The sequence below is a fragment of the Pseudomonas rhodesiae genome (assembly GCF_007858255.1).
Classification (GTDB): Bacteria; Pseudomonadota; Gammaproteobacteria; order Pseudomonadales; family Pseudomonadaceae; genus Aquipseudomonas; species Aquipseudomonas rhodesiae.
Genome location: NZ_VFEU01000001.1, coordinates 106,454 through 117,908 on the forward strand (window position 1 = coordinate 106,454; position 11,455 = coordinate 117,908).

Annotated in this window: 11 protein-coding genes; 7 read left to right on the top strand and 4 right to left on the bottom strand. The window is 60.5% G+C overall.

The features are described from left to right. The first annotated feature begins 285 nt into the window (after positions 1-285). The 7 genes from FIV35_RS00440 (at position 286) to FIV35_RS00470 (ending at position 6,234) form a co-directional block, all read left to right on the top strand. Entirely contained in the window at positions 286-1,947 is a 1,662-nt protein-coding gene (locus tag FIV35_RS00440) for an OFA family MFS transporter (RefSeq protein ID WP_034136529.1), read from the top strand. Between the two features lie 279 nt (positions 1,948-2,226). Then, positions 2,227-2,820 (top strand): imidazoleglycerol-phosphate dehydratase HisB, encoded by a 594-nt coding sequence (gene hisB / locus FIV35_RS00445; RefSeq protein ID WP_034095434.1) that lies wholly within the window; start codon positions 2,227-2,229, stop codon positions 2,818-2,820. Continuing rightward, a complete protein-coding gene (hisH, locus tag FIV35_RS00450) occupies positions 2,820-3,458 on the top strand; it encodes an imidazole glycerol phosphate synthase subunit HisH (RefSeq protein ID WP_034095435.1) in 639 nt (212 codons plus the stop codon). The genes hisB and hisH overlap by 1 nt, the downstream gene beginning before the upstream one ends. Continuing rightward, the gene (locus FIV35_RS00455) at positions 3,459-3,719 is read left to right on the top strand and encodes a DUF2164 domain-containing protein (RefSeq protein ID WP_034136530.1); all 261 of its coding nucleotides are present in this window, start codon (positions 3,459-3,461) and stop codon (positions 3,717-3,719) included. Between the two features lie 89 nt (positions 3,720-3,808). Next, positions 3,809-4,558: a 1-(5-phosphoribosyl)-5-[(5-phosphoribosylamino)methylideneamino]imidazole-4-carboxamide isomerase gene (gene hisA, locus FIV35_RS00460; protein WP_034136531.1), complete on the top strand. Its 750-nt coding sequence runs from the start codon at positions 3,809-3,811 to the stop codon at positions 4,556-4,558. Between the two features lie 83 nt (positions 4,559-4,641). Then, on the top strand, positions 4,642-5,412 hold the full coding sequence (gene hisF, locus FIV35_RS00465) for an imidazole glycerol phosphate synthase subunit HisF (RefSeq protein WP_003171107.1): 771 nt from the start codon (positions 4,642-4,644) through the stop codon (positions 5,410-5,412). 66 nt (positions 5,413-5,478) lie between these two features. After that, positions 5,479-6,234: a substrate-binding periplasmic protein gene (locus FIV35_RS00470; protein ID WP_034136532.1), complete on the top strand. Its 756-nt coding sequence runs from the start codon at positions 5,479-5,481 to the stop codon at positions 6,232-6,234. A 72-nt stretch (positions 6,235-6,306) separates the two neighbouring features. Here FIV35_RS00470 and FIV35_RS00475 read toward each other — a convergent pair whose 3' ends face one another. The 4 genes from FIV35_RS00475 to FIV35_RS00490 form a co-directional block, all read right to left on the bottom strand. Beyond that, the gene (locus tag FIV35_RS00475; protein ID WP_034136533.1) at positions 6,307-7,887 is read right to left on the bottom strand and encodes a hypothetical protein; all 1,581 of its coding nucleotides are present in this window, start codon (positions 7,885-7,887) and stop codon (positions 6,307-6,309) included. 65 nt (positions 7,888-7,952) lie between these two features. Beyond that, on the bottom strand, positions 7,953-8,738 hold the full coding sequence (locus FIV35_RS00480; protein WP_034136534.1) for a divergent polysaccharide deacetylase family protein: 786 nt from the start codon (positions 8,736-8,738) through the stop codon (positions 7,953-7,955). 1 nt (position 8,739) lies between these two features. Next, positions 8,740-10,056, bottom strand: coding sequence for a S41 family peptidase (locus FIV35_RS00485; RefSeq protein WP_034095441.1), 1,317 nt, complete (start codon positions 10,054-10,056; stop codon positions 8,740-8,742). Between the two features lie 31 nt (positions 10,057-10,087). Further along, positions 10,088-11,383: a murein hydrolase activator EnvC family protein gene (locus FIV35_RS00490; protein WP_034136535.1), complete on the bottom strand. Its 1,296-nt coding sequence runs from the start codon at positions 11,381-11,383 to the stop codon at positions 10,088-10,090. Positions 11,384-11,455 lie beyond the last annotated feature (72 nt).

Here is an 11,455-nt window from a genome sequence, read left to right on the forward strand (position 1 = left end):
GTATAACGCCCGACGGCCTGCGTCAGTTCATCGATCGTTACATTGTATCCATGGCCGCAAGAACAGGTTTTTGACGTCAAACAAACCGAAATTCCTTAAAAAGGTGATGGCATTTTGGTTTTTCTCGCGCTTTTAGATGCTAATCTCTGCGCGTTCGTCTGCCTTCTGCGACGTATCGTCGCGCCAAAATGGAGTTTCACTCAATAAAACGGCCACGCTTTGCGTGCAAGGCCGATGGGGGAAGCGCGCCTGACGGACGCATACCAATAACTGGGGGAAACACCAATGAGCACTCGCACTGCGGCCGCTTCTACAGCCGCACAGCCCGCGTTCCTGTCCAAGGAGCGCATTATCGCCAAGCCCGGGTTCAACCGCTGGCTGGTTCCGCCGGCCGCCCTGGCCATTCACCTGTGCATCGGCATGGCCTACGGTTTCTCGGTGTTCTGGTTGCCGCTGTCCAAGGCGCTGGGTATCACCGCACCGGTTGCCTGCGCGCCGGACATGAGCTTCATCGCCCAAGTCTTCTCGTCCCAATGCGACTGGCCTATCTCGATGCTGGGCTGGATCTACACCCTGTTCTTTATCTTCCTGGGCTGCTCGGCAGCGATCTGGGGCGGCTGGCTTGAGCACGCCGGACCGCGCAAGGCTGGTGTGGTATCGGCGCTGTGCTGGTGCGGCGGCCTGCTGATCTCGGCGTTGGGGATTTATACCCACCAGATCTGGTTGATGTGGATCGGTTCGGGCGTCATCGGCGGTATCGGCCTGGGCCTGGGGTATATTTCGCCCGTCTCGACCTTGATCAAGTGGTTCCCAGACAAGCGCGGCATGGCCACCGGCATGGCGATCATGGGCTTCGGCGGCGGCGCGATGGTCGGTGCGCCGCTGGCTGCGGCACTGATGGGCCATTTCGCTTCGCCCACCAGCGTGGGCGTATGGCAGAGCTTCCTGGTGATGGCTGCGATCTATTTCGTGTTCATGATCGGTGGCGCGCTGTCCTACCGCGTTCCGCCGACCGGTTGGAAGCCTGAGGGCTGGACCGCGCCGGCGAAAAAAGCCAGCAACGCGATGATCACCCACCGTCACGTACACGTGAACGTGGCGTGGAAAACCCCGCAATTCCGTTTGGTGTGGCTGGTGCTGTGCCTGAACGTTTCGGCGGGTATCGGCATCCTCGGCATGGCATCGCCGCTGCTGCAGGAAGTGTTCGGCGGCAAGCTGCTGGGCGTGGATGTGCCCTTCGGTCAGCTGGATGCCGGGCAACTGGCTTCCATCGCGGCCATCGCTGCGGGCTTCACCGGTCTGTTGAGCCTGTTCAACATTGGTGGCCGGTTCTTCTGGGCGTCGTTTTCCGACTACCTGGGCCGTAAAAACACCTACTTCGTGTTCTTCGCTCTGGGTTTCGCCCTGTACGCGCTGATCCCGAACCTGGGGCATCTGGGCAACGTATCGCTGTTCGTGGCGGCGTTCTGCATCATCCTATCGATGTACGGCGGTGGTTTTGCCACCGTGCCGGCATACCTGGCCGACTTGTTCGGCACCCAAATGGTCGGCGCGATCCACGGTCGTCTGCTGACCGCCTGGGCGGCGGCCGGTGTGCTCGGCCCGGTGCTGGTGAACTACCTGCGTGAATATCAACTGAGCATCGGCGTCGAGCGTGCCGCGGCCTATGACATCACCTTGTACATTCTCGCCGGCCTGCTGGTACTGGGCTTTATCTGCAACCTGCTGGTTCGCCCTGTGGCCGACAAGTACTTCATGACCGACGCCGAACTGGCCGCCGAACAGGCGCTGGGCCATGACAAAGGTGCTGATGCCAGTACTGTGCTGGAGTGGAAAGCGTCCGCCGGTAGCAAGCCATTGGCTATCGCTGCGTGGCTGGTGGTAGGTATTCCGCTGGCGTGGGGTGTGTGGGTGACCCTGCAGAAGACCGCAGTACTGTTCCACTGACACCTTTATGAGGGAGCTCGGTTCCTGTGGGAGCCGGGCTCGCCCGCGATGGCATCGCTGCGGTCAGTTGAATGACCCCAGAGTAGTTGCATTGCGGGCAGCCAGCTCCCACATTCTCATCAGAAGACATCCCTTCAGCGCCCCATTCTGGGGCGCCCGCTTGTCTGCACATGTCTAACACAGACACTCCATCAGTCTTATCCCCTTCGATGTTTCTGTTTAGCGCCCGCGCCCCTATAATGGCTGCCTTTTTCGCCCAATGATTTTGCGGAGCTGGTGATGGCCGAACGTATGGCGTCCGTCGAGCGCGACACTCTGGAAACCCAGATCAAAGCCTCGATCAACCTGGATGGCACCGGAAAGGCCCGATTTGATATCGGTGTACCTTTTCTTGAGCACATGCTGGACCAGATCGCCCGGCACGGGCTGATCGACCTGGATATCGTCTGCAAGGGCGACCTGCACATCGACGACCACCACACCGTGGAAGACGTCGGCATCACCCTCGGCCAGGCGTTTGCCAAGGCCATCGGCGATAAGAAAGGTATCCGTCGCTACGGCCATGCCTATGTGCCGCTGGACGAAGCGCTGTCGCGCGTAGTCATCGACTTCTCCGGCCGCCCGGGCCTGCAGATGCACGTGCCCTACACCCGCGCCACCGTAGGTGGCTTCGACGTCGACCTGTTCCAGGAATTCTTCCAGGGTTTCGTCAACCACGCCCTGGTCAGCCTGCACATCGACAACCTGCGCGGCACCAACACCCACCACCAGATCGAAACCGTGTTCAAGGCTTTCGGCCGCGCCCTGCGCATGGCCGTGGAGCTGGACGAGCGCATGGCTGGGCAAATGCCATCGACCAAGGGCGTTCTGTAATGCAGACGGTCGCGGTTATCGATTACGGCATGGGTAACCTGCACTCGGTGGCCAAGGCCCTCGAACATGTAGGTGCCGGCAAGGTGCTGATCACCAGCGATGCCAAAGTTATTCGCGAGGCCGACCGGGTGGTGTTCCCCGGCGTCGGTGCGATTCGCGATTGCATGGCCGAGATCCGCCGCCTGGGCTTTGACAGCCTGGTGCGCGAAGTCAGCCAGGACCGGCCGTTCCTCGGCATCTGTGTGGGCATGCAAGCCTTGCTCGAACGCAGCGAAGAGAACGACGGCGTCGACTGCATCGGTCTGTTTCCTGGCCAGGTGAAGTTCTTCGGCAAAGACCTGCACGAAGACGGTGCCCATCTCAAGGTTCCGCACATGGGCTGGAACCAAGTCAGCCAGACCGTGGACCATCCGCTGTGGCACGACATCCCCGACATGGCGCGCTTTTACTTCGTGCATAGCTACTACATTGCCGCCGGTAACCCGCGTCAGGTAGTGGGTGGCGGGCACTACGGCGTCGACTTCGCTGCGGCGCTGGCCGAAGGTTCGCGTTTTGCCGTGCAGTTCCACCCGGAGAAAAGCCATACCCATGGCCTGCAATTGCTGCAGAACTTCGCCGCCTGGGATGGACGCTGGTAGATGGCCAGGAAGCCGAAGCCGCCGATCTTGACCCTCACTCCCGAGCAGGAGAGTGAGGCTACCGTCAAGATCAAGCGCTTCATGGAGGATCGCTTCGAGCTCAAGTTGGGCTCGTTCGAGGTCGCCGAGATCCTTGAGTTGTTCACTAACGAAGTGGCACCGCACTATTACAACAGGGCGATTTTCGATACGCAGACGCTCCTTAAAGAAAGGTTCGAAAGCATCGAAAGTGACCTGTGGTCGCTTGAAAAGAGCAGCTGAAAGCTTCAAGCCCAGGCTGCAAGAATTGATACGCGTGCTTGCTTGCAGCTTATAGCTTGCAGCTTGCAGCTCTTTGACGAAGGAAAAGCATGCTAATTATCCCCGCTATCGATCTCAAGGACGGCGCCTGCGTACGTCTGCGTCAAGGCCGTATGGAAGACTCCACCGTGTTCTCCGATGACCCGGTCAGCATGGCTGCCAAATGGGTGGAAGGGGGCTGCCGTCGTCTGCATCTGGTGGACCTGAATGGCGCCTTCGAGGGCCAGCCGGTCAATGGTGAAGTGGTTACTGCGATCGCCAAGCGCTACCCGAACCTGCCGATCCAGATTGGCGGCGGCATCCGCTCCCTGGAAACCATCGAGCATTACGTCAAAGCCGGCGTGAGCTACGTGATCATCGGCACCAAGGCCGTGAAAGACCCGGCCTTCGTTGCCGAAGCCTGCCGCGCGTTTCCCGGCAAAGTGATCGTGGGCCTGGATGCCAAGGACGGTTTCGTCGCCACCGACGGCTGGGCGGAAATCAGCACCGTGCAGGTGATCGACCTGGCCAAACAGTTTGAAGCCGACGGCGTATCCGCCATCGTGTACACCGACATCGCCAAAGACGGCATGATGCAGGGCTGCAACGTGCCGTTCACCGCCGCATTGGCTGCGGCCACGCGCATCCCGGTGATCGCTTCGGGCGGCATTCACAACCTGGACGATATCAAGTCGCTGCTGGACGCCAAGGCCCCCGGCATCATCGGCGCGATCACCGGCCGTGCGATCTATGAGGGCACGCTGGACGTGGCTGAAGCTCAAGCTTTTTGTGATGGCTACGCGGCCAGCTCCAAGTCGTAAGCTGCAAGCTGCAAGTAAAAGCAGATCTGCTTCTACTTGCAGCTTATAGCTCAAAGCTTGCAACTCTTATCGGAGATAAGCCCATGGCTTTAGCCAAGCGCATCATCCCTTGCCTGGACGTCGACAACGGTCGCGTGGTCAAGGGCGTCAAGTTCGAGAACATCCGTGACGCCGGCGACCCGGTGGAAATCGCCCGTCGCTACGATGAGCAAGGTGCCGACGAGATTACTTTTCTCGATATCACCGCCAGCGTCGACGGCCGCGATACTACCCTGCATACCGTCGAACGCATGGCCAGTCAGGTGTTTATCCCGCTCACCGTGGGCGGCGGCGTGCGCACCGTGCAAGACATCCGCAACCTGCTCAATGCCGGCGCGGACAAGGTGTCGATCAACACCGCGGCGGTGTTCAACCCGGAATTCGTCGGCGAAGCCGCGCAGCACTTCGGCTCGCAATGCATCGTGGTGGCCATCGACGCCAAGAAGGTCTCCGGCCCCGGCGAAACCCCGCGCTGGGAGATCTTCACCCACGGCGGCCGCAAGCCCACCGGGCTGGACGCGGTGGAGTGGGCGATGAAAATGGAAGGCCTGGGCGCCGGTGAAATCCTGCTCACCAGCATGGATCAGGACGGCATGAAAAACGGCTTCGACCTGGGCGTGACCCGTGCCATCAGCGATGCGCTGGGTATTCCGGTGATCGCCTCCGGCGGCGTTGGCAACCTGCAGCACCTGGCCGATGGCGTCATCGAAGGCCACGCCAGCGCGGTGCTGGCGGCGAGTATTTTTCACTTCGGCGAATACACCGTCCCTGAGGCCAAGGCCTACATGGCGGCACGCGGTATCGTCGTTCGCTAAACGTTGCTGGACACCATGGCAGGCGCGCGGCACTCTCTGCGCTTGCCATGGATTTCGGTAACCTTCATGTTCAAACACCTGCTGCTCACCCTCGCCAGTACTTGCGCCCTGTTGGCCGGTTCGGCCTACGCCGAAGAGGCGCCTGGCACCTCCCTGGTGTTGCTCACGGAAAATTTCCCGCCTTACAACATGGCGAAAAACGGCAAGAACTTCGCCAAGGACGAGAACATCGAAGGCATCGCCGTGGAAATCGTGCGCGAGACCTTCAAGCGCGCGGGCATTTCCTACAACCTCACCCTGCGTTTTCCTTGGGAGCGGATCTACAAACTCGCCCTGGAAAATCCTGGTTACGGTGTGTTTGTGATGGCGCGTCTGCCGGACCGCGAAGCGTTGTTCAAATGGGTCGGCCCCATCGGCCCGGATGACTGGGTGCTACTGGCAAAGGCAGACAGCAAGATTCAGCTGGACGAACTGGGGCAGGCTCGGCGCTACAAGATCGGTGCCTACAAAGGCGATGCCATTGCCGAGACCCTGGAGAAGCAAGGTCTCAACCCCGTAGTGGTGCTACGGGATCAAGACAACGCGCAAAAACTGCTGGAGGGCCAGATCGACCTCTGGGCCACCGGTGATCCGGCTGGGCGCTACCTGGCGCGTCAAGTGGGGGTGACAGGGCTCAAGACGGTGCTGCGTTTTAACAGTGCTCAGCTGTACCTGGCCTTGAATAAAGACGTGCCCGATGCCGTCGTCGCCAAGCTGCAAGCTGCACTGGATCAGTTGCGCAAGGACGGCGTGGTCAGCGAAATCATGGGGCGTTACCTCTAGCTACACCTGCCTGCGGTGTTGGCCTTTGTTATTCCACTTGGAGATTGCCTTACCCGTTTTGTGGTTGGGTAATTAGCGTGGCTTGAGCAGGTCCACGCGCAGGGTCGACGGCTGATCCGCCTGGTCAAACGCATAGGTGCAGATCTTGTACGGCGTGCTCCAGGCATTGATGAGCTGAGCGTACTTTTCCTGAGAACCATCGGAAGCGTCATTGGGGGCGTAGAACAGATCGATGATGTCATCGTCTTCAGCCGGAACGGGTTCAGGGATGTTGTGGTAATCAACAGGCCGCAGGCAGTCGGTGGTGGCGGCCGGACCATATTTGTAGGTGTAGCGACTCATAAAGGGAGGGGCCAGGTTCCAGATAACCGTGTAGGCCGCCGAACCTTGTTTATCCAAGCTGATTGTCAGGTTGGGTGTGCGTGCCGGCCCAGGTTCGGCTAGTTCTACCGCCAGGGTCAGGGCGTTTCTCATCATGCCATGGGTGGTCCGCTGATCGGCGGAACTCACGCCGACGATACACAACATGTGCATGCCGGTTTGCGGTCCGATGGGGTCCTTCACAAAGGCGTCTGCCGCGCTGATGGGCGCGCTGTAGGACGCCGGGTTTTCGCAATCAATCGCGCGGCGAGTGGTTTTGTATCGATAGAACGGTGTGTTGACGGTGAACGCCAGGTTCCACCGCGGCACGATGTTCTGCTGTCGGCTGCCGGTTTTTTTCAAGAAGTATTGCTGGATAGGCTCAGGGTTCCTGAACGTAATGGACGTGGTCGGGTATAGCTCGCAGTGTTCGTCGTCGGCCTTGAGCATGCCGTCGACGAAACACGTATTCAGAAAGGTCACCGGGCTGCCGTAGTTGGTATCCGGGTGCCAGAGGGGCATGCCATTCTGGATTTCACAGGGGGCGTCGCGTTGGCATTTGCGCTCCTCGGGCTGGCCGGCGGTGCTGGTGCTAAGGACGCCGAACAGGGTATTGGTGGCGCGATCGAGCAAGGGCCCGCCGAAACCGCCGAGGCCGATGTTCTTGCATTGGTTCTTCATGGTGACGCGCCATACGAACGGTTGCTCCACCAACTCCTGTGAGACCTGTTGACTGCAAGCGGATAGATGCAAGGTGTCCCACTCCGGCGCAGCCAAGGCGAGAATGTCATCCCCCGTAGCCGGGACTTGGCTGGCCAGCTTCAGCGGGGTGATGCCGGCTTTAATTAAGTCGACCAGTGACGCCTGCAACTCAATGATCGCCAAGTCCACACCTTGGCTGCTGCCCCACTTCAAGGTTTTGAGGGGAAAGGTCTTGATGGTTTCGAGGGTGTCGTCAAAGTAATTGAAGCTGATACTGCCCTTGATCGGCAGGTCCCGTTGCACGGCGCCGTTGAGGCGATGCAGGCAGTGAGTGCTGGTCAGCACATAGGCCGGCCCGGATATGCCTTCGGCGCTGCGAGTGTCCAGTAGGCTGGCGGTGCAGAGGGTTTGGTTTTCGTTTCTGATGCGACCCACGCCGCTCCAATGATCGTGCTGATGCTGCGCATTGCTCAGCAAACGGGCTGAGTGGTGGTTGACCAGGCCGTCGCCGAAATCCTTGGGTGCGGCATACAGCAAGCCGCTGAGGCTACCGAGCAGCAGCCCCGAAATAACCACGCTGATGGTGTTCATGAAATGCCCTTGAAGAGTGAACGGAGGGTTCACTATTCAGGACCGGGATGCGCGACGAGCTGTAGTTATCTAGGGGCCGGCCGGTAAGTGCCGTCTCGACCGTGGCCTGCCATTGCACGGTTGCTACGCACGCTGATCATCGACTTGATATCGATCCACTCGACGCCCTGAGCCTTGAGCTTGGGCAGCTCACGTTCCAGCACCGCCAGGGTCTGTGGATAAGGGTGGCCGATCATCACCGCCGAGCCCTGTTTGTGAGCGAGCTTGATCGCGGTTTGCAACTGCGTGGTGATGGCCGCTTCGGTGCGTTCGTCGTCGAGAAACACATCCCGCGAGACACTGGCCAGGCCGATTTTCTGTGCTTCGGCGGCGGCCACGGTTTGTGCGCTGGTGCGACTGTCGACGAAGAACTTGTGGCGCCGTTGCAATTCACCCATCAACCAGGCCATGGCCTGCGGTTGGGCGGTCATGCGGCTGCCCATGTGGTTATTGATGCCAGCGGTAAACGGCACAGCGTCGAACGCAGCCTCCAAGCGTTTGCCGAGTTCTTCGATCGGTAGCTCCGGGTGCCAGGCGAACGGGCCCGTGGCCGGGTCCATGGGCATGTGCAGGATCACGATCTTGCCGGCCTTGTGCGCTTCGCGGGCGAATTCGGCGGCGTGGGGTGTGTCGGGCATGATCGCGGTGGTCACGGGGCCGGGCAGGGCCAGCACGCGACGATCCCTGGGCAGGTTCTGCCCGAGGTCGTCGATGATGAGGGTCAGGTAGGCTTTGTGTGTCTCGCTGGCAGGCGTCGCATGGGCGACGCCTGCCAGGCTGCACAGCACGGCGATGATCAGGGCAAAACGCATATCAACGGCTGCGCGTGATGCTCAAGCCCTTGAGCAGGCTCAGCGCCTGGGCCAGTTGGTAATCATCGTCCTGGGGCATCGGCTTGGCTTTGGCGCCGCTGCCGGTCGGCTGATCGGCGCCGCCGTTGCCATTGCCCAGGTGACCTTGCAGGTCAGCCTCTTTGTAGTACTCGCTGTCGATCTCGTTGGTGATCTTGGCTTTGCGCACTTCGATGTCCGGCACGATGCCCTGGGCCTGGATCGAACGGCCGTTCGGCGTGTAGTACAGCGCGGTGGTGATCTTCAGGGCGCGCTCATTGTTCAGCGGCAGCACGGTCTGTACCGAGCCTTTGCCGAAGCTGGTGGTGCCCATCAGCACGCCGCGCTTCTGGTCTTGCAGAGCGCCGGCGACGATCTCCGAGGCCGAGGCACTGCCGCCGTTGATCAGCACGGCCAATGGCACGTTCTCGCTGAGGTCATTACCGGTGGCCGAGAAGCGCAGCTCGGAGTTGGCGATACGGCCCTTGGTGTACACGATCAACCCTTTGGTGATGAAGTGGTCCACCACTTCCACCGCCGACTGCAAGACGCCGCCTGGGTTATTGCGCAGGTCGAGCACAATGCCGTTGAGTTTCTTGCCATTGTCCTTGCGCAGCTTGGCCAGGGCCTTGGCTACTTCGTCGCCGGTCTTGACCTGGAACTGGGTGATGCGGATGTAGCCGTAGCCCGACTCCAGCAACTGGCTCTTCACGCTCTTGACCGTGATGGTCGCGCGGGTCAGCGTCACGTCGAACGGGTTACCGCCATCGCGCACCAAGGTCAGGGTGATTTTCTGGCCGATCTTGCCGCGCATCTTGTCGACGGCTTCGGTCATGCTCTGGCCGCGGGTCGGCTGACCGTTGATCTTGACGATAAAGTCGCCAGCCTGGATGCCGGCCTTGGAAGCAGGGGTGTCGTCGATCGGCGAGACCACTTTGATATTGCCGTCTTCGGAGCCGACCTCGATGCCCAGGCCACCGAATTCACCGCTGGTGCTCTCCTGCAGCTCGGCGAAATCTTCCGGGCCCAGGTAGGCGGAATGTGGGTCGAGGTTGCTGAGCATGCCCTTGATGGCATTTTCCAGCAGGGTCTTGTCGTCCACGGGTTCGACATAGGCTGCCTTGATCCGGTCCATGACCTCGGCGAACGTGCGCAGCTCATCCAGCGGCAACGGCGCCTTGGTGGTCGCGGCGGTGGCGGCGGGTGCAGCCGGAGCGGCCTGGTCGGCCAAAGCCAGAGGCGCGCCGATCACCAGAGCGATCGTCAGGGCCAGCGAAGTGAGGCGGGACAAATGCAGCATGTCGAACGAACTCCTAATGTAGATGCGACCCTTATCCTTGGGTTCTGCACCATTGTGCGGGATCGCTCGGGCGACCCTGCTGACGAATAGCGAAGTACAGCGCCGGGGTGTCCTGGCCGCCACTGTTACCGACAGTGGAGATGGACTCACCGGCTTTTACAACATCACCTGCCGACTTGAGTAATGTCTGATTGTGGCCGTAAAGGCTCAAATAGCCATTGCCGTGGTCGAGAATCACCAACAATCCGGCGCCGCGCAACCAATCGGCAAACACCACGCGCCCGCCGTGTACGGCGTGGACCGGGCTGCCGGCGGCGGCGCTGATCATCACCCCGTCCCATTTGGCGCGGGTGTCATCGCCACGGGTTTCCCCAAAGCGTGCCAATAGTCGACCATCAACTGGCCATGGAAGTTTGCCTCGCGCCGAAGCAAAGGGGCCGCCGAAGGACTCGCCGGCGCTGGAAACCAGTGGCCCCGGCGCTGTATGTGCCGGTTTGCGCGGTGCCGGAGCGTCGGTGGTGGCCGCCAGTTCAGCTTCGCGCTGACGCTTTTTTTCCGCTTCCTGCTGGGCGATCAGCGCTTTTTGCCGCGCTTCTTCGGCCTCGCGCGCCTGGCGGGCCAGGGTCTCTTCGATGGTCTTTAGTACTTTGGCCAGGTCGGCCTGGTCCTGCTCGCGGGCCTGCAACTTGGCATCGCGGGCTTTTACGTCGTCGTTGAGCTTGGCCAGCGCCAGTTGGCGTTCCTTGCGAACCTTGTCCAGTTCGTCGCGCTGGGCATTGAGGCTGCTTTTCTGGTCCTCCAGCTGAGACTGCTGGTTGGCGATTTCCTGCTCCACGTTCACCAACTGGCGCAGGGTCTCGTTGAAGCTCTTCAATTGCTCCAGACGGGCCTTGCTCAGGTAATCGTAATAGGTAAGGGTGCGCGCGAATTTTTCCGGGTTTTGCTGGTTGAGCAGCAGCTTGAGGTACTCCTGGCGGCCGCTCTGGTAAGCGGCGCGGGCCTGGATCGCGATCAGGCGTTGCTGTTCAACGCGTGCGCTCTGGAGTTTTTTTTTCTCAGCGTCGAGTCGCTCCAGTTCCGACTCGCTCTTCTTTAGTTCTTTTTGCAACTCCTGGACTTGCTTCTCCAGCTTGCCCATTTCGGTTTCTGTACCGCGCAGGTCCTTTTGCACTCCGGATTTTTCTTCCTGGAGTTTGCCAAGCAGCTTCTTCAGCTCGGCAATGTCCTGACGCGTAGCGTCCAACTGTTGTTGGGTTTGTGCGCGCTCGTCGGCAAACGCCGGTTGGAGCAGGCAGACAAGAGCAAGGGTAATCAAGGCGCGAAGCATAGAGGCGGGCGACACCAGGGGAAAGGGACGGCCTAGTATGCCCGCCAAGCGCTGCAAAAAAAACGCCCAATT

Coding starts and splice junctions, on each gene's coding strand:
- FIV35_RS00440 (WP_034136529.1), top strand. CDS start 286: ATGAGCACTCGCACTGCGGCCGCTTCTACAGCCGCACAGCCCGCGTTC.
- hisB (WP_034095434.1), top strand. CDS start 2,227: ATGGCCGAACGTATGGCGTCCGTCGAGCGCGACACTCTGGAAACCCAG.
- hisH (WP_034095435.1), top strand. CDS start 2,820: ATGCAGACGGTCGCGGTTATCGATTACGGCATGGGTAACCTGCACTCG.
- FIV35_RS00455 (WP_034136530.1), top strand. CDS start 3,459: ATGGCCAGGAAGCCGAAGCCGCCGATCTTGACCCTCACTCCCGAGCAG.
- hisA (WP_034136531.1), top strand. CDS start 3,809: ATGCTAATTATCCCCGCTATCGATCTCAAGGACGGCGCCTGCGTACGT.
- hisF (WP_003171107.1), top strand. CDS start 4,642: ATGGCTTTAGCCAAGCGCATCATCCCTTGCCTGGACGTCGACAACGGT.
- FIV35_RS00470 (WP_034136532.1), top strand. CDS start 5,479: ATGTTCAAACACCTGCTGCTCACCCTCGCCAGTACTTGCGCCCTGTTG.
- FIV35_RS00475 (WP_034136533.1), bottom strand. CDS start 7,887: ATGAACACCATCAGCGTGGTTATTTCGGGGCTGCTGCTCGGTAGCCTC.
- FIV35_RS00480 (WP_034136534.1), bottom strand. CDS start 8,738: ATGCGTTTTGCCCTGATCATCGCCGTGCTGTGCAGCCTGGCAGGCGTC.
- FIV35_RS00485 (WP_034095441.1), bottom strand. CDS start 10,056: ATGCTGCATTTGTCCCGCCTCACTTCGCTGGCCCTGACGATCGCTCTG.
- FIV35_RS00490 (WP_034136535.1), bottom strand. CDS start 11,383: ATGCTTCGCGCCTTGATTACCCTTGCTCTTGTCTGCCTGCTCCAACCG.